Raw genomic sequence first — 23843 nt, forward strand, 5'->3', positions numbered from 1 at the left:
CGGGGCCGTCTCGGTGAATCGGTCCCGAAGCGCAACCGTTTTCATCGAACTACTGCCCTATACCACACGTGAATATCAGCAAGTGGCAGACGTACCTCGTGACGGCGGCGAGCTGCTCCGCGGGGCGAACGACCCCGGAAGTCGTCGCGGCCGCGCTCGACGGCGGCGTCGACGTCGTCCAACTCCGCGACAAAGCGCAGACCGCCCGCGAGCGCTACGAGACGGGGCTTCGGCTCCGCGAACTGACCGCGGAGGCGGGCGTGCCGCTGCTCGTGAACGACCGGGTCGACATCGCCGCGGCGATAGACGCCGACGGGGTCCACCTCGGGCAGTCCGACCTCCCGGTCGCGGTCGCCCGCGAGCAACTGGGCGAGGACGCCGTCGTCGGCGTCTCGGCCTCGACGGTCGAACAGGCGCGAGTGGCCGAGGACGCGGGCGCGGACTACCTCGGCGTCGGCGCCGTCTACGGCACCGACTCGAAGGACGTTTCCGGCGACCGGAACGGGGTCGGCACCGAGCGGGTCGCCGCGGTCGCGGACGCGGTCGAGGTTCCGGTGATCGGGATCGGCGGCATCGACGCGAGCAACGCGGCGCCCGTCGTCGACGCGGGCGCGACCGGCGTGGCGGCGCTGTCCGCGATCACGGCCGCGGCGGACCCGGAGTCGGCGACGGCGGAACTCGGGGAGGCGGTCGCGGATGTCTGACGGTCGCGACCCGCTGGCGGGGTTCGACGCCGAGCGCCTCCGCCGGACGCTGACCGCGGTCGACGAGGCGTCCCCGCTCGTTCACCACCTCACGAACGACGTGACCACCAGCGAGACGGCGAACGTCACCCTCCACTGGGGCGGGCTTCCGGTGATGGCCGACGCGCCGGCCGAGGCGGGCGACATGGCGGCCGGTGCCGACGCCGTCGTGATAAACACCGGGACGGCGAGCCGTCCGGACGTCGACGCGATGGTCGACGCGGGCGAGCGAGCGAACGAGGCCGGCGTCCCGGTCGTCCTCGATCCGGTCGGCTACGGCGCGACGCCGCACCGCGTTGCGTCGGTCGGACGGCTCCTCGACGCGGTCGCGTTCGACGTTATCAAGGGGAACGCCGGGGAGATCCGGGGTCTCGCGGGCGAGGAGGCAACGGTGCGGGGCGTCGAGTCCGTCGGCGAGGAGTCCGGCGCCGCGGCCGCCGCCGAGGCGCTGGCGGCCGAGACCGGCGCCGCCGTCGTCGCGTCCGGCGCCGTCGACGTCGTCGCCAATCCGGACGGCAGCGCGTACGAGGTCGCGGTCGGCCACGAGCGCATGGGTACGTTCGTCGGCTCGGGCTGTATGCTCGCGAGCACGCTCGGGACGATGAGCGCGCTGGTCTCCCGCGCGGACGGAGCGGTCGACACGGCAACCGAGGCTGCCCTCGTCGCGACGACCGCGTACGGGCTGGCCGGAGAGCGCGCGGCCGAGGCGGCGCCGGCCGGCCCGGCCAGCTACCGGACCGCGTTCATGGACGCGGTGGCGTCGACGGCGACCGACCCACCGGACATCGACGTCGGCGACCGCGTGACGCCGATCTGAATGCGGGGCTGCGGGCGGCGGTGAGTGCGGGTTCGAGACCGGCGTCGCCGAGCGGACGCCGGCGCCCGGTCCGTCTTATCGCGTCGCCGACTTCCACTCCCGCAGGCCGACCCGCTCGCCGTTTACGTCGTCGGCCGGCGCCTCGGTGGCGGCCCAGAGGAACAGCGGCGCGACGCTCTCGGGGTCGCGGGCGCGCTCCTTCCCGGTGAGGTCGGTGGCGACGAGACCGGGGTCGACGACGCCGACGGTCGCGTCGAGGTCGGCCGCGAAGCCGCGCGCGACCGCCTCGGCGGCCGCCTTCGAGACCGCGTACGCGCCCATGCCGGGCTTCGACTCGGCCGCGACGGCGCCCGACGGGACGAGGACGCGCGCGTCGTCGGCCAGGTGCGGGACGGCCTCCGTGATCGTGGCGAACACGCCGCGCGCGTTCGTCCGCATCGTGTCGTCGTAGTCGGCGTACGTGACCTCGGTCGTCGGTTGCTCGCCCGGCGCGCCGTGGAACACGCCGGCGTTCGCGAACACGACGTCGACCGGGCCTGACTCGCGGGCGACGCGCTCGAAGAAGCGTTCGAGGTCGAACTCGTCGCGCACGTCGACGCGGTCACCCCAGGCGGTGCCGCGCTCGTCGCCGTCGCCATCGGCTTCCTTCGGGGCTTCGCTCCCGTCTTCCGCGTCGTCCCCCTCGCCGTTCAGCGTCGCGACGGTCCGATCGACGGCCGCGCCATCGCGCCCGGAGACGGCGACGAACGCCCCCTCGTCGACGAACGCCTCGGCGACGGCTCGCCCGACCCCGCTCGTTGCCCCGGTGATCGCGACCGTCAGATCCATATGGAATCGGGTACGCGCGTCGGCGACTTAGTGGTATCCACTCGGCGCGAGGGCGGGCGACTCACCGTCTCAGCGAGGTCCGTGACTCGCCGCCTCCGCGGGACGACGAGGCGCTCGTCCCGGCGCGTCCGACCGGATTTATACCGGAGCCGTCCGTAGGATTGGACATGGACGTGGTCCCGGACACCGACGGCGTCGCCGGCGAGTCCGTCGTCGTGATCGGCGGCGGATTCGGCGGTCTCTCGACGGCCTGTTACCTCGCGGACGCCGGCGCGGACGTCACCCTGTTGGAGAAAAACGAGCAGCTCGGCGGCCGCGCCAGCCGGCTCGAAGTCGACGGCTTCCGCTTCGACATGGGACCGTCGTGGTACCTGATGCCGGACGTGTTCGAGCGGTTCTTCGGCCACTTCGGCCGCTCGCCCGACGAGTTCTACGAGCTGGAGCGGCTCGACCCCCACTACCGCGTGTTCTGGAAGGACGGGGACAAGGTCGACGTGCTGCCGGACCGCGAGGCGAACAGGGAGCTATTCGAGTCGTACGAACCGGGCGCTGGCGAGGCGTTCGACGCGTACTTGGAGGAGTCGAAGCGCACCTACGAGATCGGGATGGAACACTTCGTGTACGAGGACCGCCCGCGGCTGCGCGACTACGTCGACAAGGACGTGTTGCGCTACTCGTGGGGCCTCTCCCTGCTCGGGAAGATGCAGGGGCACGTCGAGGAGTACTTCGACCACCCGAAGCTCCAGCAGCTGATGCAGTACACGCTCGTGTTCCTCGGCGGCTCGCCGACGAACACGCCCGCGCTGTACAACCTGATGAGCCACGTCGACTACAACATGGGCGTCTACTACCCGGACGGCGGGATCGGCGCCGTCGTCGACGGCATCGTCGAGCTCGCCGAGGAGCTCGGCGTCGAGTTCGTCACGGACGCCGAGGTGACGGGCATCGAGGGCCGGTACGGCGCCTTCGCGGTCGACACCGAGAACGGCGAGCGCTACCTCGCCGACCGAGTGGTCTCCGACGCCGACTACGCGCACACCGAACAGGAGCTGCTGCCCGAGCGAAAGCGGCAGTACACCGAGGAGTACTGGGAGTCGCGGACGTACGCCCCCTCCGCGTTCCTGCTGTACCTCGGCGTCGAGGGCGACGTGCCGAACCTCGAACACCACACGCTCGTCCTCCCGACCGACTGGGACGGGCACTTCGAGCAGATCTTCGACGACCCCGAGTGGCCCGACGACCCCGCTTACTACCTCTGTGTCCCCTCGAAGACCGACGACAGCGTGGCGCCGGAGGGGCACAGCAACCTCTTCGCGCTGGTGCCCGTCGCGCCCGGACTGGCCGACATCCCGGAGATCCGGAACCGGTACCGCGACCTCGTGATCGACGACATCGCCGAGAACACCGACACCGACCTCCGCGGCCGGATCGTCGTCGAGGAGACGTTCTCGATCGACGACTTCGCGGACCGGTACAACAGCTACGCGGGCAGCGCGCTCGGCTTAGCGCACACGCTCACGCAGACGTCGCTGCTCCGCCCGCCGCACGTCTCGGACGCGGTCGACGGGCTCTACTTCACGGGGTCGACGACGACGCCCGGCATCGGCGTCCCGATGTGTCTCATCAGCGGGGGGCTGACCGCGGAAGCGATGGCCGACGACGACGTGTGATCCCCGCCGTGAGCGACCAGAACCGATCCGCCGGCGACGAGGGCCCTCGACCCGCCGAGGAGGGACAGAACCGATCCGCCGGGAGCGAGGGGCTCCGGTACCTGCTGGTGTTGTCGCGGCCGCGCTTCTGGCTCTACCTCGCCGGCCCGGTCGCGGTCGGCGTCACCTACGGGATCGACGCCGTGAGCGGGTTGTTCACGCCCGTCACGGTCGCGCTCGCGTGCTACTTCCTCGTCCCCGCCAACGTGTTCCTCTACGGCGTCAACGACGTGTTCGACGCCGACATCGACGAGCTGAACCCGAAGAAGGAGGGCCGCGAGGCGCGCTGGCGGGGGAGCAGGCCGGTGGTCGCCGCGGTCGTCGCCTCCGGCGCGCTGGGGCTGGCGACGCTCGCGATCACGCCCCGGGTCGCGTGGCCGTACCTGCTCGGGTTCCTCCTCTTGGCGGTCGGCTACAGCGCGCCGCCGCTCCGGTTCAAGACGACGCCGTTCCTCGACTCGCTGTCGAACGGGCTGTACGCCCTGCCGGGCGCGGCGGCGTACGCGACGGTCGCGGGGACGCACCCGCCGCTCGCGGCGCTCGCCGGGGCGTGGCTCTGGACGATGGGAATGCACACGTTCTCCGCGATCCCGGACATCGAGCCGGACCGGGCGGCGGGGATCGACACGACCGCGACGGTGCTGGGCGAGGGGCGGACGTACGGCTACTGCTTCGCGGCGTGGACCGCCGCGGCCGCCGCGTTCTGGCTGGTGGACGCCCGCCTCGGCGCGCTGCTCGGGGTGTACCCGATCTTCGTCGCGTGGGTCGCGCGCTCGTCGATTTCGGTCGACCGCGCGTACTGGTGGTTCCCGGCGCTGAACACCGTCGTCGGCACGCTGCTGTCGATGGGCGGTCTCTGGCGGGTGTACCCGCTCTGGGAGGCGCTGCCGTGACCGACGGTGACGGCGGCGCCGCGGCCGCGACGACGGGGTCACGCCTCGACGCGCTCCGCGAGCGCGCGCCGGACACGCGCCGCGAGGCGGAGGCGCTGCTCGACCGAATCGTCCGCGAGAACCGCTTCACCATCGCGGTCGTCTTCCCGCTCGTGGGGGCTATCGCGCTCGTCGGCAGCGCCGAGGGCTGGGTGCCGGAGCCGTTCGCGTTCCACCCGTGGTTCGTGCTGTTCGGCGTGATCGTGATGCGATCGCCGCTCGTCGTCGGCGTGCTGCCGACGCTCGACCGCCGCGCGGTCGGCTGGATCGGCGCCTTGACCGCGTACACGTACCTGATCGAGTCGGTCGGCGTCGCGACCGGGTGGCCGTACGGGGAGTTCGCGTACACGGTCGACCTCGGGCCGATGCTCGGGGGCGTGCCGGTCGCGCTCCCGGTCTTCTTCATCCCGCTCGTGGTGAACGCCTACCTGCTGTGCCTGCTGCTGCTCGGGCCGCGAGCCGACAGCGTGTGGGTCCGGCTGGCGACGGTGATCCCGGTCGTCGTCGCGATGGACGTCGTGTTGGACCCAGGTGCGGTGTCGCTCGGCTTCTGGGACTTCGGCGGCGGCGCGTTCTACGGCGTTCCCCTCTCGAACTACGCCGGCTGGGTGCTGTCGGCCGTGGTCGCGGTCGTTACGCTCGACCGCGCGTTCGCGGCCGCGGGGATCCGCGAGCGCCTCCGCGACTGCGAGTTCATGCTCGACGACATGGTGAGCTTCGTGATCCTCTGGGGGTCGATTAATGTCTGGTTCGGCAACCTCCTGCCCGCGGCGGTCGCGGCCGCATTCGGCGTCGGACTCGTTCGCGCCGACCGGTTCGACACGCGGCTGTTCACCGAGTGGCGGCGATAGCGAGCGCTCGGGGAGCGCGGGCGCGGGCGCTCGGGGAGAGCGACCGGGGGCGTGAGGGTCGCGGCCGCGGACGTTTGCGGCCGCGGGCGTGAACTCCCGCCCGACTCGGCTGCGCTTATATACCGGGGTCTCGTTCTTTCGGTCGTGACCGACGGCGGCAATCGCAGCGGACGACCGGGCTGGGGGGATCGGGGACGATGAGTGACCTCGCCATCGACTACGGCGACCACGAGCGGGTGTGCGAGGTCGTCGACCGGCTGACCTACTGCGCCGAGCACGTCAGCGTCTCCTTCGACGGGTGGGAGGAGCCGCACGTGAAGGGACCGGGGCTGTACTTCGCCGTCATCGGCGACAGCGACTACGGCGTGTACGCCGACCCGATGGGCGACAACCGCTGGCCGCGCGACGACTGTCCGTCCGTCTTTGAAGAGGACGCGTTTGCGACCGCCGCCGAGTCGGTGAGCGTCGCGCAGGACGGCGGCGTCGTCGTCGCGGTCGACGGCGAGATAGAGTCCCAGATGGTCCGGTTCCGCGACCTCGGCACCCGCGACGAGGAGACCGACCTCGTCGACGACGTGAGCTACGAGCCGTGGATGGGATCGCGCCACATGAGCGCGATCGAGACCTCCGTCCGCCCGGAGGTCGTCGCGACGGTGACGCTGAGCGAGGAGACCGGGCGCGTCAGCGTCTTCCGCGACGGCGAGGCGGACAGCATGCGTCGCGAGGAGATCGGCGGCCGCTGGCGCGGGGAGTAGCGTTTTCAGAGTTCGGTCCCGAGGCCCCACCGTTAAGCCGCGGCCGGGCGAACGACGAGGCATGTACGACGAGATCCTGGTGCCGACCGACGGGAGCGAGGCGGTCGACCGCGCGCTCGACCACGCGGTCCGACTCGCCAGCGACCACGACGCGACGCTCCACGCGCTGTACGTCGTCGACCAACGGATCGCGACCGCCAACTCCGGCGACCTCCACGACGAGGTCGTCGAGGACCTCGAATCGCAGGGAGAGACCGCCGTCGACGCCGTCGCCGACGCGGCCGCCGAGGCCGGTCTCGACGCCGAGACGCACATCGCGCACGGCACGCCCGACACCGAGATCGTCGCGTACGCCGACGAGGCCGGAATCGACGTGATCGTGATGAGTCCCGAGGGGAAGTCCCCGCGCGAGCGGATCCGGTCGCTCGGGAGCGTCTCCGACCGCGTCGCCGACGACGCGTCGGTGCCGGTGTTCCTGATCAAGTAGCAACCGGCGGAAGCCGGCGGCCGAGGGACCGCTCGCGCCCTCCGGGGACGAGGTCGTCGCCGCCGGGTCGTCCGAGTCAGTTAGGTGGATCCGGACGCGACACGTCGCCATGGAACTCACCGTGCTCGGATCCGGCAGCGCGATGCCGGTCCCCGACCGCGCACAGGCCGGGTACCTCCTCGACGACGGCGACCGGTCGCTGCTCGTCGACTGCGGCAGCGGCGTCCTCCAGCGACTCGCCGGGACGGACACCGGGTACGAGGGCGTCTCGACGGTCCTGTTGACCCACCACCACCTCGACCACGTCGCGGCGCTTCTCCCGCTCCTGAAGGCGCGCTGGCTCGCCGGCGAGGAACACCTCGAAGTCGTCGGTCCCGCTGGCACGAAGTCGCTCGTCGACGGCCTGCTCGACGTTCACGACTACCTCGACGGACGGATCGATCTGGCGATTCGCGAGGTGTCGGCGTCGCGCTCGTTCACCGCCGGCGGGTTCGACGTGGCGGCTCGCGAGACGCGCCACTCGATGGACGGGTTCGCCTATCGCTTCTCGCCGCCGAGTTCGGACGCGCCGGCGGCCGAGGGACCGCTCGCGCTCTCGGGCGACACCGAGGCGTTCGCGGGGATGGCGCGGTTCGCGGACGGGGCCGATATCTTGGTCCACGACTGTTCGTTCCCGGACGACGTGGACGTGTCCAACCACCCGCGGCCGACGAGCCTCGGTGAGTCGCTCGCGGGCGCCGAGATCGGGACGCTCCTGCTCTCGCACCTCTACCCGCACACCGGCGGCCGCGAGCGCGAGATGGAACAGGGGGTCCGCGAGGCGGGCTTCGACGGCGAGGTGCGGACCGCGACCGACGGGCTTCGGCTGTCGCTGTGAGGTCGACGGCGCGTTTCGCCGTCGGAATCGTAACCGGCGATCGGCCGCGTCGCGGGCGCGACGTAACCGCTGGGTGTTACGCACCCACACGAATGACCCGGATACTTAAGCGCGCGTAGTCGCTCCGATCCGGTATGGCCGGCCCACTCGCGGACGACTTCGGACGGCAGGTGACGGGGGTTCGGATCTCGCTCACCGATCGCTGTAACTTCGACTGCGTCTACTGTCACAACGAGGGGTTAGGCGATACGCGCGGGCCGATGGAGCCGAGCGAGTCGGAGATGAGCGCGGACGACGTGGTCCGCTTCCTGGAGGTCGTCGAGGGGTACGGCGTCGACGCCGTGAAGTTCACCGGCGGTGAGCCGATGCTCCGACAGGATCTGGAGGAGATTATCGAGCGCACGCCCGATTCGATGGAGGTCTCGATGACGACCAACGGCACCTTCCTCCCCGGACGCGCCGCGGACCTGAAGGCCGCCGGACTCGACCGCGTCAACGTCTCGCAGGACGCGCTCGACCCGGACGACTTCGCGGAGGTGACCAAATCGGGCGCCTACGAGAAGGTCCTCGAAGGCGTGAAGGCCGCCGTCGACGCCGGACTCGACCCCGTGAAGCTCAACATGGTCGTGTTCACGCACACTGCGGGCTACGTCGAGGAGATGGTCGACTACGTCGCCGACAACGAGGGGCTTCAGCTCCAGCTCATCCAGTACATGCCGGAGCTGACCGGCAAGCCCGAGTGGAACGTCGACATCGGGCGCGTCCACGACTGGCTCGCGGAGGAGGCGGACCGCGTCGAACACCGCGAGATCGCACGACCGGAAGCGCTACTTCGTCGGCGAGGACAGCGACGACGAGACGGGCGGCATGGTCGAGATCGTCGACCCCGTCGAGAACGAGGAGTTCTGCGCCAACTGCGGTCGCGTCCGCGTCACCCACGAGGGCTATTTAAAAGGCTGTCTCAACCGCAACGACGACCTCCGCTCGATGGGCGAGATGACCCGCGAGGAGATCGCAGAGACGTTCGAGGAAGTGGTGGCGAACCGCGTGCCCTACTACGGCGAGTACCTAGTCGAGGGGGATGACGGCGAGTACGAACTGAACGAGAAGTACCTCGGGGCGCCGAGCGCCGCGGACTAATAACCTGTTTATATAAATTCAAATATAAATCATTCATTTTGAACTGTATCTAAATCTACGGGCGTATCAAAAGATGGTGTGAAATTCTTACTTCCTTCTTCATAAATCTCAATTATTTTCTCAATTTTCTTTACTTTCTCTGATTCTATGTCGTTCTCTTCTAAGTATGACCGGATTTCGTTGAAGTTCCAGGTCGGTGGGATACCTGATTCTCTTAATTCTTTCAACTTTTCTTCTTCTATTTTATAATCTTCTTCGGATAGAATTTTCCCAATGATTGTCAGCAATAGTGCGCTTGGTTTTATGTCTGTATCAGCAGAATCTTCTGTATATTCATCCGCAACTTCTATTCCATCTTTGAAATTTCCAGATAAGATTAATGCTTCCGAGTAATTCAGCAGATAGCTGACCTCGTCAGTTTCTCCGACTATATCCTCAAATATGTCTACTGCTTCGCTATAATCTCCTTTTCTTGAGTACGTGATTCCTATCTTATTTTTCATTTTCAATATATTTTGATTTATTTCCCGGATTCTGTCCGGGTCAGTACTTTCCTCTCTCTCTTCTTTATACATGTCTATTATTGTAGTATAATCATCAAATGCATCCTTAAACTGGTTCTTCTCATTGTGTGTCCACCCTCGTAATTTTATTAACGACTTATTATCGCCATCATTTTCTATACCTTGATCAAGCAGTTCAATAGCATTCTCATATTCGTTTCGTCGATTATATTCCCGCGCAAGCGCTAGAATCTCGACACCTCCGACATTTATGATACCATCTTCCAAGCTATCTGCCCGCTGACTTGCTCTTTCACGTATATCAACAGGTGTCGGTATGTTCAATTCCTCTATATTTTCATATAATTCATAAAAGAAATCTAATGATGAGTCAATCTCAACAACAAATGTGTTTTTCTTTTTCAGCAACTCTTCAGCTTCATCTGACAGATTGTCAATATCGGTAGTACACCAATACAAACCAGGGTCAGGGATTTCAATATCTTCTGAATTTAGAACATTCATAATCGAATCATCTCGACCAGAATAGCCAAGTACAATCAATCCATATTCGTTCATTGTAGTGGTTAAAACATCTTGTATATTTTCTTCAAGGTTTGTAGTTTCTTGGCTTGTATTTTTTAAATTATCGTACAAATAATCTCCATGTAATTTGACAAGCATCGGCTCATCCGAAGTGATCTTAAATTGTGGTGCCAAAGCGTTATGATCTATTAAGAACGGTCTCTCTTCTAAGTACAAATAAAACGCGTCATATACTAAATCATTAAAGTTTGGTGTCAAAGTTATTGGGACATGGCCTTCTCTCATTAATGACGATATTACAATGTGCTCAAAAGTAGGGTCCGCATCTGCAACTAACTCTCTAATAAATAACCGCCTTTCCTCACGAGTCGTGTAACGCTGCTCAAACCAATATCCATATGTATTTTGATGATCCTCTATTTGCGACTCCTTTTCAGATACCCATTCTTTTTTATCTTTTTCCGGGTTTTTTCTATTATACTCTTTATCTCTCCAACGTTCAATCAGGCTAGTAGCAGTATCAATTCCAGCAGCAGCTGATGTTCCTGCACCAAGTAAAAAAGAATAATTTCCCTTACATCTTTCAATTGATAATGATACGTCTTCAACTGTTTTTATAGGCCCCAGGGAATCTGGATCTGTCATAGTATTTTTGTTAAAATATGTCCAAATACTAAATAGTATGTATGGAAACAAAAATCTCTGTGAATCTATCGTAGGTACTAACCCTATGAACAGTGCGGATATAATTTCATAAAAATTTGTATTAAGCGTTCATAGCTACGGTATTATGGTTCAAAACGATTTTCCCACTAGCTTCGCCTCTCCGATAATGAAAATCTGGAGAGACCTACATAAGCGGCCAGAGTGAATTGTTACCGTGGGTAAGCTGTAAGCGAAGTAAACGGAGAAACACTGTGGTAGTGAAAGACCCCCACGGAACGGTGAGATTCGAACCAAAATCAGACGTGCTCGCTCGCTTCGCTCGCTGCGTGCAACTGATAGGATTCGAATCCCTGTGCCGCTACTGCTCGCTTCACTCGCAGATAGCGGGCACGGTGGGATTCGAACCCACGACCGTCGGATTAGAAGTCCGACGCTCTATCCGGGCTGAGCTACGTGCCCTCATTCGTCCCTGATCCCCCGCGTCTAAAAAACGCCCGCGGTTCGCGTCCGCAGGCCAACAGCAGACCTAAGTCCGCGAGCGGAGTACCGCCCGGTAATGAACGTCATCGGAACCGTCGGTCTCCCCGGCAGCGGGAAGGGGGAGGCGGCGAACGTGGCCGAAGCGGCCGGCATCCCCGTCGTCGTCATGGGCGACGTGATCCGCGCCGAGTGTCGCCACCGCGGGCTGGACCCGGCGCAACACCACGGCCGGATCGCGCAGGCGCTCCGCGAGGAGGAGGGCGACGACGCCATCGCCGCCCGGACCCTCCCGCGAATTCGGGAGGCGACCGCCGAGAGCGACCACGACGACGACACCGTTCTCGTCGACGGTCTCCGCTCGACCGTCGAACTCGAATGCTTCCGCGAGGCGTTCGGCGACGACTTCACGCTCGTCGCGATCCGGGCGCCGTTCGAACTCCGCGCCGAGCGGCTGGGCGAGCGCGGGCGCGACGACTCCGACTCCGACCTCGAAGCCCTCCGCGAGCGCGACGACCGCGAACTCGAACTCGGACTCGGCGAGACCCTCGAACGGGCCGACGTCGAGATCGACAACACCGACAGCCTCGCGGCGTTCCGCGAGCGGGTCCGCGACGTGCTCGGCGTCGACGACGGGACCGGAGAGTCGGACGCCGACGCGGCCGAAACCGCCGACGTCGCCGGAGCCGCCGACCCCGGAGGTGACGGCGCGTGATCTACAGCGTCGACGTTCGGATCGAGGCGCCAGTCCGCGACACGGAGGTGACCGACCGGGTCGCCGACGCGGTCGAGAACGTCTTCCCGGACGCCGAGCCGGTCCACGAGGACGGACGGCTCGTCTCCGAGACGCACAGCCTCGACGCCTTCTCCGACGTGCTCCACGAACAGGAGATCCTCGACACCGCCCGCCGGGTTTTCCGCCGAAACAGCACCGACGAGGGGTTCGCCTTCTCGTTGAAAAAGCAGGCGGCGCTCGAAGGCGTCGTCAACTTCGCGGTCGGCGAGCCGGACGAGCTGGGCGAGATAGATGTCGAGGTGCGCGTCCGCGAGCCGGACGTCGAGTCGTTCATCGACTATGTCGCGCCCGAGACGGACGAGGGGCAGCCGGTCGACCCCGTTCGCGAGTACGGCGACCGCTTCGACCCCGAAGACGAGACGTACTGACGGGGTCGTCGCGAGATCGGTTTCCGACCTCAGTTGCTCAGCAGCGACGAAACCGTTCCGCCGATCGCGCCGAAGACGGCAGGGTAGACGGCGCCGGCGAGGAGGACGGCCGTCACGATGTCAGGCGCCACGCTCCCGTCGCCGGCGGCGTACCGGAACAGGAACGTGCCGACGACCGCGAGCGGGAGGTATCCGGCCGCGACGAGCGCCCCCGAGCGGGCGCCCCCTGCGGGAGTTCTCGCGCCGGCGACTCGACCGGCGACGACGCCCGCGACGAGCAGGAGGAGCGGCGGAACGACGAACAGGAACGAACCGCCGTCGGCCTGCATGAGGAGGTTCCGCGACTCCGTGCCGCCGAGCAGTCCGGGAGACGTGGTCTCGACGAAGTGGGCGTTGTAGAACATCCAGCCGGACACCTGCCACGCCGAGATGGGGTCGCCGCCGAACAGCTCCGCGAGGAAGTTCAGCCCCGATAACCCCTCCTCGATCCGGCCGCTCTGCGTGACGTAGACGGCCAGGTAGCCGAGGAGGTACGCGGCGGCGCCCGCGACCGCGCCGCCGATCGTTTCTCGCGCGATACTCTGGTTCGAACCCGTCGTCGAGGTCGTTCCACCGGTTGGTGACGAGGACATGCGCTCGGTATCGTTTCGGACGCCGTAAGTGTTTGTTGGCTTTGGTTCGATACATAATTCGACGATAAAGAACGTTGGAACGACCTCGCGCGCCGGATACTTCCTCCGGTCAGTCGGTCGCCTCCCGCCACTCCGCCTGCGAGATCGTGTACCGGACCTCGTCGTGGACGCTCCCGTCCGCGAAGGTGAGCGTGTTGCGGAGACGGCCCTCACGCCGGCCGCCGAGGCGGTCGACGTACCGCTCGATCGCGCGCCGCGACGCCTCGTTGTCGGGGTGGTGGCTCACGGCGACGACGTCTAAGTCGAGGTCGTCGAACGCGACCTCGACCAGCGCGGCGGCGCGCTCGCCGGAGTAGCCGCGGCCCCAGAACCGCTTGCGGAGCCACACGCCGAGGTTCGCGGTCCGCCGGTCCCACTCGACGTCGAAGCCGCCGAAGCCGGCGATCTCGCCCGCCCCGTCCTCGCCGTCGCGCGGCCGGATCACGTAGGTCGCGGCCTCGCCGTCATCGAAGCGCTCGCGGCCCCGTTCGAGGAACTCCAGCGTCTCCTTTTTCGTCTCGTGGGGGTCCCACGTGACGTGCTCGGTCACCTCGTCGATGCCGGGATCGCCCGAGCAGATCCGGTAACACTCGTCGAGGTCGACCGTCTCGGGACCTCTCGCCTCCAGCCGCAGCCGGTCCGTCTCAATGGTTTCGGGGAACACGTCGTACCGGTCGTCACCTCGCAAATAAATTCCACCGGCGGCGCGTGACGCGGTCGCACACCCGGTACGGCGAGGTCGGAGCGCGCCGGCGGGCACGCCCGGCACAGCAAGGTCGGAGCGCGCCGGCGGGCACGCCCGGGACGGCGAGCGCGCGGACCGCGGCTACGCGTCGAGCGCGTCACCGAGGTCGTCGCCGACGCTCGCGATCGCCTCGCGGGCGCGGTCGACGTCTTGCATCGTCATGAACCCGTGAACCATCGACGGGTAGTTCTCGTACCGGGTGGCGACCCCGTCCGCGACCAGCCGCTCCGCGTACGCCTTCCCGCCGTCGCGGAGCGGATCGAACCCGGCGGTGACGACGGTCGCGGGCGCGACGCCGCCGAGGTCGCCGGCGTTGATCGGGTCGGCGTACGGGTTCCGCCGGTGGATCTCGCTGCGGTAGTACGCCGCCGAGAACCACTCGATGTCCTCCCGCGAGAGGACGATGCCGGCGTGTTCGCGGACCGACTCCTGTTCGGGATCGATACCGATTCCGGGGTAGAGGAGGGCCTGATGCGCGACCTCGGGACCGTCGCGCTCGGCGGCCATGAGCGCGGTCACGGCGGCGAGGTTGCCGCCGGCGGAGTCGCCCGCGACCGCGACGTCGCCGGTTCCGCGGAGCGTCTCCGTCGCGTCCGCGGCCCACTCGACGGCGGCGTACGCGTCCTCGACCGCGGCCGGGAACGGGTTCTCGGGCGCGAGGCGGTACTCGACCGAGAGGACCGCACAGCCGCTCTCGCGCGTCAGGTGCCGGCAGAGCCAGTCGTGGGTATCGAGGTTCCCGAGGACGAACCCGCCGCCGTGGAAGAAGACGACGGTCGGGAACGGCGGGTCGCCGTCGGGGAGGTACAGGCGCGCGTCGAGACCGTCGGGCTTCGCCCGACTGCCGGAGGCACCTCGCGCCTCGCCGGTGGGGCCGGGGACGGTCACCGACTCGGTCGCGCCGACGCTCGGCGGGTTGCGGTTCTGAAGCCGCGTCAGGGGTCCAGTCAGGAGCCGGAGCAGCTTCAGTCGGTAGCGACCGTGTGGCAGCGGGATCCGCGACTGGCGTGCGGCGGCCCGCTTCGCCTGCGGGTCGATCTGATCGGCGGCGCTCATGCCCGAGGGGTCGTCGGGCCGTCGACAAGACGGTTGCGGCGGGGTCGACGGAGCGCGGTCGGATCGCTCACCGAACCACTCCGGCCGCCCGCAGCTCCTCGCGGATCGCGTCGCGTTTCACCAGCCCGAAGCCGACGCAGATGATCAGGAAGCCGGCGACGGTCGTGGCGGTGATCTCCTCGCCGAGGACGCGCCAGCCGACGACGGCGGCGAACACGGGCGCGACGTAGGAGACGAGGTTGATCTCGATCGGGCCGAGCCGGTCGAGCAGGTCGAAGTAGATGAGGAAGCCGATCCCGCTGGCGACGATCGAGAGGTAGCCCAAGGCGAGCAGCGACTCCGCGTTCCAGACCGCGTCGGCGACTGACTCGCCGAGCGCGAGCGAGATCAGGTGGGTAAGTCCGGCGCCGAGCAGCATCGCCCACGCCTCCATCGTCTCGATGGAGATGTCGGCGTCGGAGGCCCGAGAGAGCACGGAGCCGAGCGCGAACGACGCGGCCGCGAGCAACACGAGCAGCTTCGCGACGGTGCCGCCGCCGGTCAGGTTCGCGGGATCCGGGTTCGCGAGGACGACCGCGCCGACGAGACCGATTCCGAGTCCGAGCCCGCCGACGGCGGTCAGCCGCTCCGCGGGCAGGAAGACGCGCGCGAAGACGGTGGTCAAAAGCGGCGAGAGGCTGACGATGACGGCGGCGACGGCGCTGGTCACCGCCGGGTCGGTCTCGCCGACGAACAGGAACGCGTGGTAGGCGGCGATGATGAACACGGCGCCGGAGAGGACCTCAAGCCACGCGTCGCGGCCGCGGGGGATCGGGTCGTCGACCGCGTACGCCGCGTAGGCTAACATTACGAGGCCGGCCACGTCGTACCGGAAGGCGGCGAACAGCACCGGCGGGAAGTACTCCAGCCCCGCCTTGATCGCCACGAAGGCTGACCCCCACACGGCGGCGAGGACGAGAAACAGCGAGAGGTTTCTGAGACGGCTCACGTCCGCCCTCTTCCGGCGGTGTGCCAAAAGGTTCCGGAAACGGTCGCGTTCGCTGGATTCGTGAGCGGGAGACGGCCGGCGCGACGGACGCCGATCCGGCCGGTTCCCGCGTCAGCGGACCTGATACCCGTCGGCGTCGCGGGCGACGACGCCCACGTCGGAGAGCCGCCGGAGGGCGTCTTCGACCGTCGACTTGCGGGCGCCGACCTCGTCGGCGACCGCCGCGGGCGTGCCGTCGGTCTCGACCACTGCGGCGATGACGGCCGCGAAGAAGCGGCTGTCGGCCTGCCCGCCCAGCCGCTCGTCGATCTCTGCGAGCGCGTCCTCGACGCGGCCCTGAACCCACCGCTGAGCGAGGGAGAGCTCGCGGTCGAGGTCCTGGAGCCGCGTGAACTCCTGAGCGAGTTCCGCGAGGTCGCCGGTCGCCCCCGAGCCGTCCGGGGCCTCGATCGAGAGGTGGGGGCACCGCCCGGACATGTCGAGGCTGTTCTTCGCCGGGTACGCGCTCTTCGCGCCGAACCCGTACGGCGAGACGCTCACCTCCAGCCGGAGGCTGCGCGCGATCCGGAAGTACTTCCGGCGCTGGTCGTCCGTCGTCGACTCGACGAGACCGGCCTCCTCCAGCTTCCGCAGGTGGTCGATCACCGCCTTCGGGCTTACGTCGAGGTACTCCGAGATCTCCGTGACGTAGCAGGGCTTGGTGGCGAGCAGCCGGAGGATGCGCCGCCGGTTCTCGTTGCCGAGGAGATCGAGCAGTACCGCGGAGTCCATTAACGTATGGTTAGCGTCCAGAAGGTAAAAGGCTGACCTCCGGGGGTGGTTCGGGTGCGTTCCGTCCCGGAGTTGACCGAGGGAGATCGTCGGACGGCGCCCTCAGTCGCGCGGAGCGAAGGGTAGTTAGTCCGGGGAGCGGATCGGGATGTATGGAGACGGCACTTATCGTCCTCGACGGCTGGGGACTCGGAAGCGGCGTGGGAGGCGGCGACGGCGAGGAGGGCGAGACGGTCGACCCCTCGGGACGGCCCGCGGGTCGCGACGCGGTCGCGGTCGCCGACACGCCGGCGTTCGACGACGCGACCGCCCGCGGCGCCGACGGTCGCCTCGTCGTTCACGGCCGCCGCGTGGGACTCCCAGAGGGACAGATGGGGAACTCGGAGGTCGGCCACCTGAACATCGGCGCGGGCCGGGTCGTCAAGCAGGCGTACACCCGGATCACGGACGCGCTCGCCGAGGGGTCGCTCTCGGACAACGACGCCGTCGCGGGCGCGCTCGACCACGCGAAGTCGACCGGCGGCCGGGTCCACTTCATGGGACTCGTCTCCGACGGCGGCGTCCACTCGGACGTGGAACACCTGCTCGCGCTGATCGACGCCGCCGCCGACGCGGGCGTCCCGGCGACGAGCCACGCGTTCACCGACGGGCGCGACACGGCCCCGGAGATCGCCGACGGGTTCCTCGCCGACGTGACCGCGAAGGCCGACGAGCGCGGCACCGGTCACGTCGCGACCGTGACGGGTCGGTATCACGCGATGGACCGCGACGAGAACTGGGAGCGCACGCGGAAGGCGTACGACGCGATCGTCTCCCGTGAGGCCCCGCACGAGGCCGAGAGCGCGGTCGCTGCCGCCCGCGAGGCCCACGCCCGCGGCGAGACGGACGAGTTTATCGAGCCGACGCTCGTCGCCGACGAGCCGGCCCTCGCCGACGGCGACGCCGTGATCTTCTTCAACTTCCGGGCGGACCGCGCCCGACAGCTGGTCCGGATGCTGACCGACACCCGGCCGGAGTGGGAGTTCGAACTCGACCAACCCGACATCCGGATGACGACGATGACCGAGTACGACGAGACGTTCGAGTTCCCGGTCGCGTTCCCGCCGCAGATCCCAGAGAACACGCTCGGCGAGGTCGTCGCGGACGCCGACGGCACCCAGCTCCGGATCGCGGAGTCGGAGAAGTACCCCCACGTCACCTACTTCCTCAACGGCGGCCGCGAGGTGGAGTTCCCCGGCGAGCTTCGCGAGATCGTGGAGAGTCCCGACGTCCCCACGTACGACCGGCAGCCGGAGATGTCGGCGCCGGAGCTCACCGACGAGGCGCTCGGGATCATCGACCGGGAGGACCCCGACCTGATGGTGCTCAACTACGCGAACCCGGACATGGTGGGCCACACCGGCGACTTCGACGCGGCCGTCGAGGCGGTCGAGGCGGTCGACGCGCAGCTCTCCCGCCTCCTCGACGCCGTCGCGGACGCGGGCGGCCACGCGGTCGTGACCGCCGACCACGGCAACGCCGACGACATGGGGACGCCCGAGGACCCCCACACCGCCCACACGTTCAACCCGGTCCCGTTCGTCTACCTGACGCCCGACGGGGACGACGGCGGCCGCGCGGTCCGCGACGGCGGATCGCTTTGCGACATCGCGCCGACGCTCGTCGAACTGATCGGACTCGACCGGCCCGCCGAGATGACCGGCGAGAGCCTGCTCGAGAATAAACGATAAACTCGGGATCGATTCTCGCTCGTTCCACGGCGTTTTAATACGCCGTCCGACCTGTTATCTTTCATGACAGACGAGACCACGCCCGTGATCGCGGCCGCCTACCGAACGCCGCAGGGGAAAGACGGCGGCGTCTACGAGGACGTCCGCAGCGAGGACCTCTCGACGACGCTCATCGACCACGCGCTCGAGGAGACGGGGCTGACGAGCGACCACGTCGACGACCTGATGTGGGGCGTCGCACAGCAGCGCACCGAGCAGGACAACAACGTCGCGCGCGTCATCGCCCTGCTCTCCGAGCTGGGCGAGTCGGTGCCCGCCACCACGATCAACCGGTGGTGCGCCTCCTCGATGCAGGCGGTCATCTCGGCGTCGGACGCGGTCGCCGCGGGCAACCGCGACTGGATCATCGCGGGCGGCGTCGAGAACATGAGCCGCGTGCCGATGGACGGCGACTCCTACGAGCACCTCCACCCCGAGCTGTCTGAGGAGTATAACATCTTCCAGCTCCAGATGGGGATGACCGCCGAGAAGGTCGCCGAGGAGTACGACGTGAGCCGCGAGGCGCAAGACGAGTACGCGGCCCGCAGCCACCAGCGCGCCGCCGAGGCGACCGAGTCGGGCCGCTTCGACGACGAGATCGTCCCCGTCGAGACGGAGGACGGACTGGTCGAGGGAGACGAGGGGATCCGCCCCGACACGACCGCCGAGAAGCTCGCCGGCCTCTCGCCTGCCTTCACGGGCGACGGCACCGTCACGGCCGGGAACTCCTCGCAGATCTCTGACGGGGCGTCGCTCACGGTCGTCACGAGTAAGGCGTTCGCCGAGGAGCACGGACTCGACGTGCTCGCCGAGGTCGGCACGAACAGCGTCGCCGGCGTCGACCCCACCGTGATGGGGATCGGTCCGGTCCCCGCCACCCGCGGCCTCCTCGAACGCGCCGGCACCGACATCGACGACTACGACCTGGTCGAACTCAACGAGGCGTTCGCCTCCCAGTGCGAGTACGCGCGACGCGAACTCGGCATCGACGAGGAGATCTACAACGTCAACGGCGGCGCCATCGCGCTCGGCCACCCGCTCGGCGCCTCTGGCGCGCGGCTCCCCGTGACGCTGCTCCACGAGATGAAGAAGCGGGATGCCGAGCGCGGCCTCGCGACGCTCTGCGTCGGCTTCGGGCAGGGCGCCGCGATCGAGTTCCTGCGGTAAGCGACGCAGACCCCCGAAAATCTTCTGCGGTGGCGCGTGCCGACGAGCAGCCGTAGGCTGCGAGTCGCACGCGCGAGGGACGCCGCGAACGCCCGGAGGGCGTGAGCGGCGAGGCTGGGGAGGTTAGAGGTGCGGTGCTGTGCGTTCCCGCGAGCGAAGCGAGCGGGAGCACGGAAGTCGCAGCCCGCGCAGCGAAGCGAGCAGGAACGTCTTCCGGAGGGGCGGGACTCGAAGGGGCGGTCGTGAGGCGGGCGCAGGCGACGTAAGCACCGCAACGAAGGAGCGAGCAGCGCGAGCGACTGAGTGAGGAGCGCAGCGAGCGTGCGCCCGCCTCACGACCGGGGCTTCGGCGGTGTTCGCCGTCGATCGGTAGTTGTGTATCTATAAACGAGCCGCTGCGGTTTCTGCGGCCTATTCGTCGCCGTGCGTGTAGCCGCGGTCGGGAAGCGGGTCGCCGTCGGCGACGACGCGGGGCGCCCCGTTTTCGGGTCCCTCGACCACAGTCCCGATCCGCGTCAGACCGGCGGGACACGCCTCTTCGACCCCGTCCACCTCCGATTCCGGCACCGCACAGACCAGCTCGAAGTCCTCGCCGAAGTGCGCCGCCAGCTCGAACCGCTCCGCCGAATCCCCGGCCACCTCCTCGACTGCGGGATGAACCGGAACCGCGTCCCGGTCCAGTTCGATCCCGACCGCGCTCGCCTCGGCGAGCTGGTGGCACGACCGCGCCAGCCCGTCCGAGGAGTCCATCATCGCGGTCGCGCTCGGCGCCAGCGCCAGCCCGTCGGCCACGCGCGGCGTGAACCGGAACAGCTCGTTGGCGCGCTCGACCGCCGCGTCCTCTCCCTTGTTAAACAGCCGGAGCGCCGCCGCGGACCGGCCCCACTCGCCGGTGACGCAGAGCGCGTCGCCCGGTCGCGCCCCGCTCCGGGTGACGCTCCCGGCGTCGGTGACGCGTCCGATCGCGGTGGTCGCGGTCGTGAACTCGACGTGCTCGTCGAGGTCGCCGCCGACGTACTCGGCGTCGACCGCCTCGCAGACGTCGACCGCGCCCGCGACGAACCGGTCCAGCTCCTCGCGGTCGAACGCCTCGTCCGCGTAGACGGCGACCGCGGCTCGGGCGGTTGCGCCCATCGCGGCCACGTCCGACAGCGACGCGCCGACCGCACGCCAGCCCGCGGTGTACCGCGTCGTCCCGGCCGGGAAGTCGGTCCGCTCGTGGAGCATGTCCGTCGTGATGACCGTCCCGTCGACGACGGCGGCGTCGTCGCCCGCGTGCGGGAGGTCGGCCGCCAAGGCCCGGAGGGCGTCGCGCTCGTTCACTCCTTACGCTCCGCGCGGCGGGACCAATAAGCGATCGGTCCGGTTCGGTGTCGCCCTCGGCACCGATAGCTCCGCCTCCACAGAGTCCGATCTCACCCACCCATGTCGCGTGTTGTCATGGAACATTTAATCGAGTAAAACAACATAACGAATATTATCATTATCAATCATTATGTTTATTACTATCCGCCGAATCGTACCGGTCGCAATGGCAGTACCCGTATCCAAGCACGCAGGGACCCGACGCACAGACCCGACCACCAGACGACCGCCGCAACCGCCCACACGACCCGATGACGACACCTAACGACACACCCGACGACACGACCCGACGCACCGACAGCACGACCGCCCGATCGAGCAATCCGAGCTCGACCGACCGAACCGATCCGGCTACTTCTCCGCGGACCGTCCCCGGCCGCACCCCGCTCACCGAAGCGGCGGGTGCGCCGCTGGTCCCGACGATCACGACCCGCCGAGCGACGAGGACGCGATCGTCCGGCTCGCAGCCGGGGACCGACACCCGCCAGCCCACGCGCCCGCCGACCGACGGCGAGCGCGACGCCCCGCTCGTCCCCGACCTGCGTCCCGCTTCGCGGACGCGGACGGACGGGGGATCGCGATGACGGCGAACGCGACGCGCAGCCCCCGCGACCGCTCGACTCGACCGAACGGCGAGGGTTCGTTCTGCCGCGCCGTCCCGATGGCGGGGACCGGCGACGGCCCGCGACCCGACGCCACGGCGTTCACGTCCGCGAGTCGCAGTGCCGGCGGGCACAGACCCGAGGGGCGCAGCGCCGACGGACGACGGACGCCGACGAACCGCACCACAGACGACGCCACCACGCAGTAATCCGATGAATCCCAACGAACTCGACGACGACGTCTTCACGAGAGATATCGACAACCCGGCCGGACGCCGGCTCCGCGAGCTGTTCGAGGAGCAGGACTACACGTTCGCGCCCGGGATCTACCACGCGCTCGACGCCCGCCTCGCCGAGATGGCGGGTCTCGACGCGGCCTACATGAGCGGCTACTCGACCGTCCTCGGCCAGTTCGGCTTCCCCGACCTGGAGATGGTCACGATGTCCGAGATGGTCGAGAACGCGAAGCGGATGGTCGAGGCGACGAACCTCCCCGTCGTCGCCGACTGCGACACCGGCTACGGCGGGATCCACAACGTCCGGCGCGCGGTCCGCGAGTACGAGAAGGCCGGCGTCGCCGCGATCCACATCGAGGACCAGACCTCGCCGAAGCGCTGCGGCCACATCGCGGGCAAGCAGATCGTCTCCCGAGAGGAGGCGCGCTCGCGCTTCGAGGCCGCGGTCGACGCCAAGCAGAGCGAGGACACGGTGATCATCGCGCGCACCGACGCGTACGGCTCCGCCAACGGCGACTGGGAGGAGCACCTCGAGCGCGGCCGGATCTACGCCGACGCCGGCGTCGACCTCGTCTGGCCCGAGATGCCCGACCCGTCCCGCGAGGACGCGGTCGAGTACGCCGAGACGATCCACGAGACCCACCCCGACCTGGATCTCGCCTTCAACTACTCCTCCTCGTTCGAGTGGGGCGCGGAGGAGGACCCGCTCACCTTCGAGGAGCTGGGCGACCTGGGCTACCAGTACATCTTCATCACGCTGTACGGGCTTCACTCCGGCGCCCACGCCGCCTACGAGGACTTCGAGAACATCGCCGAGAACGACGAGGAGGCGCAGTTCGACCTCGAAGAGCGCTACATCGGCCACGAGACCGAGAGCCACCACGAGCTCTCCTTCGTCCCGCGCTATCAGGACATCGAGGCCGAGTTCGACCCCGAGGCGCGCAAGCGCCAGGAGGAGTCGGCGGGCTTCACCGAAGACGAGAACGACCCGATCACGGCCTCCGAGGGAGGTGACGACTGATGGGCGGGGCGGACGACGTCACCCTCCGCCGGAGTCAGCTCGCGACGCCCGGCTCCGACCCGAAGATGATCGAGCGAGCGCCCGACTCCGGCGCCGACGAGGCGTTCATCGACCTGGAGGACTCGGTGGCGCCCTCGGAGAAGGTCGAGGCCCGCGAGAACGCCATCGAGGGCCTGATCGAGTACGACTGGTCCGACACCCGGCCGTGCTACCGGATGAACGGCGTCGACACCAGGTGGTTCTACGACGACGTGATCGAGGTCGTCGGGCGGGCGGGCGAGTACCTCGACACGATCATGGTGCCGATGGCGAACAACCCGGAGACGGTCGCCACCGTCGACAACCTGCTGACGCAGGTCGAGGAGAACAACGACCTGCCGGTCGGCGAGATCGGCCTCCAGGCGCAGATCGAGTCGCCGGAGGCGATGACGAAGGTCGCCGACATCGCCCGCGCGAGCGACCGTCTGGAGTCGCTGGTGTTCGGTCCAGGAGACTACACCGCCAACGTCGGCGCCGCGGGACTCACCATCGGCTCCGGCGGCGGCTACCCCGGCCACTACTGGCACTACCAGCTCGCGCGCATCGCCCATGCCGCGAAGGCGCAGGGACTTCAGGTGATCGACGGACCCTACGCCGAAATCGAGGACGCGGAGGGGTTCCGCGACTCCTGTCGGTGGGCGAGCCAGCTGGGCTGTGACGGCAAGTGGGCGATCCACCCGAGCCAGATCGAGCCGGCCAACGAGACGTTCGCGCCCTCACCCGAGGAGGCCGAGAAGGCCCGCCGGATCGTCGACGCCTACGCGGAGGCGAAAGAACAGGGCAAAGGCGCCGTCTCGGTCGACGGCGAGATGGTCGACGAGGCGACCGACAAGATGGCTCGCGGCATCGTCGCGCGCGCCGAGCAGGCCGGCATCCTGTAAGCCGGGAGCCTCCGAGGTCGACGCAGCACTCGGGCAT

At 67.5% G+C, this 23843-nt stretch carries 24 protein-coding genes, 1 tRNA gene and 1 pseudogene; 17 read left to right on the forward strand and 9 right to left on the reverse strand.

What is annotated here, in order from left to right:
- Positions 1-68: 68 nt before the first annotated feature.
- On the forward strand, positions 69-704 hold the full coding sequence (gene thiE, locus ACODNG_RS13995) for a thiamine phosphate synthase (protein ID WP_434521797.1): 636 nt from the start codon (positions 69-71) through the stop codon (positions 702-704).
- Positions 697-1560: a hydroxyethylthiazole kinase gene (gene thiM, locus ACODNG_RS14000; protein ID WP_434521798.1), complete on the forward strand. Its 864-nt coding sequence runs from the start codon at positions 697-699 to the stop codon at positions 1558-1560. Before thiE ends, thiM begins: the two co-directional genes overlap by 8 nt.
- A 75-nt stretch (positions 1561-1635) precedes the next feature.
- Here the strand turns inward: thiM and ACODNG_RS14005 are convergent, their stop codons facing one another.
- On the reverse strand, positions 1636-2388 hold the full coding sequence (locus tag ACODNG_RS14005; RefSeq protein WP_434521799.1) for an SDR family oxidoreductase: 753 nt from the start codon (positions 2386-2388) through the stop codon (positions 1636-1638).
- A gap of 167 nt (positions 2389-2555) precedes the next feature.
- On the opposite strand from ACODNG_RS14005, the gene ACODNG_RS14010 reads away from it, so the two are divergent.
- From ACODNG_RS14010 to moaA, 7 genes and pseudogenes are all read left to right on the forward strand, one after another.
- A complete protein-coding gene (locus tag ACODNG_RS14010) occupies positions 2556-4058 on the forward strand; it encodes a phytoene desaturase family protein (RefSeq protein ID WP_434521800.1) in 1503 nt (500 codons plus the stop codon).
- On the forward strand, positions 4055-4990 hold the full coding sequence (locus tag ACODNG_RS14015; protein WP_434521801.1) for a prenyltransferase: 936 nt from the start codon (positions 4055-4057) through the stop codon (positions 4988-4990). Before ACODNG_RS14010 ends, ACODNG_RS14015 begins: the two co-directional genes overlap by 4 nt.
- Entirely contained in the window at positions 4987-5880 is an 894-nt protein-coding gene (gene cruF, locus ACODNG_RS14020) for a bisanhydrobacterioruberin hydratase (protein ID WP_434521802.1), read from the forward strand. The genes ACODNG_RS14015 and cruF overlap by 4 nt, the downstream gene beginning before the upstream one ends.
- A 197-nt stretch (positions 5881-6077) precedes the next feature.
- The gene (locus ACODNG_RS14025; RefSeq protein WP_434521803.1) at positions 6078-6635 is read left to right on the forward strand and encodes a hypothetical protein; all 558 of its coding nucleotides are present in this window, start codon (positions 6078-6080) and stop codon (positions 6633-6635) included.
- A gap of 61 nt (positions 6636-6696) precedes the next feature.
- Positions 6697-7122 (forward strand): universal stress protein, encoded by a 426-nt coding sequence (locus tag ACODNG_RS14030; RefSeq protein ID WP_434521804.1) that lies wholly within the window; start codon positions 6697-6699, stop codon positions 7120-7122.
- 109 nt (positions 7123-7231) lie between these two features.
- Entirely contained in the window at positions 7232-7999 is a 768-nt protein-coding gene (locus tag ACODNG_RS14035) for an MBL fold metallo-hydrolase (protein ID WP_434521805.1), read from the forward strand.
- Positions 8000-8133: 134 nt separating this feature from the next.
- Positions 8134-9139: pseudogene (gene moaA / locus ACODNG_RS14040) on the forward strand (GTP 3',8-cyclase MoaA).
- Positions 9140-9168: 29 nt separating this feature from the next.
- Here moaA and ACODNG_RS14045 read toward each other — a convergent pair.
- Together ACODNG_RS14045 and ACODNG_RS14050 are read right to left on the reverse strand one after the other, a co-directional pair.
- Positions 9169-10833: an SIR2 family protein gene (locus ACODNG_RS14045; RefSeq protein WP_434521806.1), complete on the reverse strand. Its 1665-nt coding sequence runs from the start codon at positions 10831-10833 to the stop codon at positions 9169-9171.
- 405 nt (positions 10834-11238) lie between these two features.
- Positions 11239-11313 (reverse strand) — tRNA-Arg (locus ACODNG_RS14050).
- A gap of 97 nt (positions 11314-11410) precedes the next feature.
- Here ACODNG_RS14050 and ACODNG_RS14055 point away from each other — a divergent pair.
- A complete protein-coding gene (locus tag ACODNG_RS14055) occupies positions 11411-12046 on the forward strand; it encodes an AAA family ATPase (protein WP_434521807.1) in 636 nt (211 codons plus the stop codon).
- A complete protein-coding gene (locus ACODNG_RS14060; RefSeq protein ID WP_434521808.1) occupies positions 12043-12495 on the forward strand; it encodes an RNA-binding domain-containing protein in 453 nt (150 codons plus the stop codon). Before ACODNG_RS14055 ends, ACODNG_RS14060 begins: the two co-directional genes overlap by 4 nt.
- 29 nt (positions 12496-12524) lie before the next feature.
- Here ACODNG_RS14060 and ACODNG_RS14065 read toward each other — a convergent pair whose 3' ends face one another.
- The 5 genes from ACODNG_RS14065 to ACODNG_RS14085 all read right to left on the reverse strand — a co-directional run bounded on the left by ACODNG_RS14065 (position 12525) and on the right by ACODNG_RS14085 (position 16726).
- The gene (locus ACODNG_RS14065; protein WP_434521809.1) at positions 12525-13127 is read right to left on the reverse strand and encodes a transporter; all 603 of its coding nucleotides are present in this window, start codon (positions 13125-13127) and stop codon (positions 12525-12527) included.
- Positions 13128-13236: 109 nt separating this feature from the next.
- Entirely contained in the window at positions 13237-13830 is a 594-nt protein-coding gene (locus ACODNG_RS14070) for a GNAT family N-acetyltransferase (protein WP_434523107.1), read from the reverse strand.
- Positions 13831-13992: 162 nt separating this feature from the next.
- Positions 13993-14967 carry an alpha/beta hydrolase gene (locus ACODNG_RS14075; RefSeq protein ID WP_434521810.1) on the reverse strand — a complete coding sequence of 325 codons (975 nt, stop codon included), beginning with the start codon at positions 14965-14967 and terminating at the stop codon, positions 13993-13995.
- Between the two features lie 67 nt (positions 14968-15034).
- Positions 15035-15955 (reverse strand): DMT family transporter, encoded by a 921-nt coding sequence (locus tag ACODNG_RS14080; RefSeq protein ID WP_434521811.1) that lies wholly within the window; start codon positions 15953-15955, stop codon positions 15035-15037.
- 111 nt (positions 15956-16066) lie between these two features.
- Positions 16067-16726: an ArsR/SmtB family transcription factor gene (locus tag ACODNG_RS14085; RefSeq protein WP_434521812.1), complete on the reverse strand. Its 660-nt coding sequence runs from the start codon at positions 16724-16726 to the stop codon at positions 16067-16069.
- A 152-nt stretch (positions 16727-16878) separates the two neighbouring features.
- Here ACODNG_RS14085 and gpmI point away from each other — a divergent pair, with 152 nt between their 5' ends.
- Together gpmI and ACODNG_RS14095 are read left to right on the forward strand one after the other, a co-directional pair.
- Positions 16879-18456, forward strand: coding sequence for a 2,3-bisphosphoglycerate-independent phosphoglycerate mutase (gpmI, locus tag ACODNG_RS14090; RefSeq protein ID WP_434521813.1), 1578 nt, complete (start codon positions 16879-16881; stop codon positions 18454-18456).
- Between the two features lie 63 nt (positions 18457-18519).
- Positions 18520-19662 (forward strand): thiolase family protein, encoded by a 1143-nt coding sequence (locus ACODNG_RS14095; RefSeq protein WP_434521814.1) that lies wholly within the window; start codon positions 18520-18522, stop codon positions 19660-19662.
- A gap of 411 nt (positions 19663-20073) precedes the next feature.
- Here ACODNG_RS14095 and thiL read toward each other — a convergent pair whose 3' ends face one another.
- Positions 20074-20985, reverse strand: a complete 912-nt coding sequence (gene thiL, locus ACODNG_RS14100; RefSeq protein ID WP_434521815.1) for a thiamine-phosphate kinase — start codon at positions 20983-20985, stop codon at positions 20074-20076.
- Positions 20986-21278: 293 nt separating this feature from the next.
- Between thiL and ACODNG_RS14105 the strand changes: the two genes are divergently transcribed.
- The 4 genes from ACODNG_RS14105 to ACODNG_RS14120 are packed head-to-tail and all read left to right on the forward strand — an operon-like array spanning position 21279 to position 23806.
- Positions 21279-21611 carry a hypothetical protein gene (locus ACODNG_RS14105; protein ID WP_434521816.1) on the forward strand — a complete coding sequence of 111 codons (333 nt, stop codon included), beginning with the start codon at positions 21279-21281 and terminating at the stop codon, positions 21609-21611.
- Positions 21608-21838, forward strand: a complete 231-nt coding sequence (locus ACODNG_RS14110; protein WP_434521817.1) for a hypothetical protein — start codon at positions 21608-21610, stop codon at positions 21836-21838. Before ACODNG_RS14105 ends, ACODNG_RS14110 begins: the two co-directional genes overlap by 4 nt.
- Positions 21839-21842: 4 nt before the next feature.
- Positions 21843-22886, forward strand: a complete 1044-nt coding sequence (gene aceA, locus ACODNG_RS14115; protein ID WP_434521818.1) for an isocitrate lyase — start codon at positions 21843-21845, stop codon at positions 22884-22886.
- On the forward strand, positions 22886-23806 hold the full coding sequence (locus ACODNG_RS14120) for an HpcH/HpaI aldolase/citrate lyase family protein (protein ID WP_434521819.1): 921 nt from the start codon (positions 22886-22888) through the stop codon (positions 23804-23806). The genes aceA and ACODNG_RS14120 overlap by 1 nt, the downstream gene beginning before the upstream one ends.
- Positions 23807-23843: the final 37 nt, after the last annotated feature.

It is taken from the genome of Halorubrum sp. AS12, assembly GCF_051122765.1.
Taxonomy (GTDB): Archaea; Halobacteriota; Halobacteria; order Halobacteriales; family Haloferacaceae; genus Halorubrum; species Halorubrum trapanicum.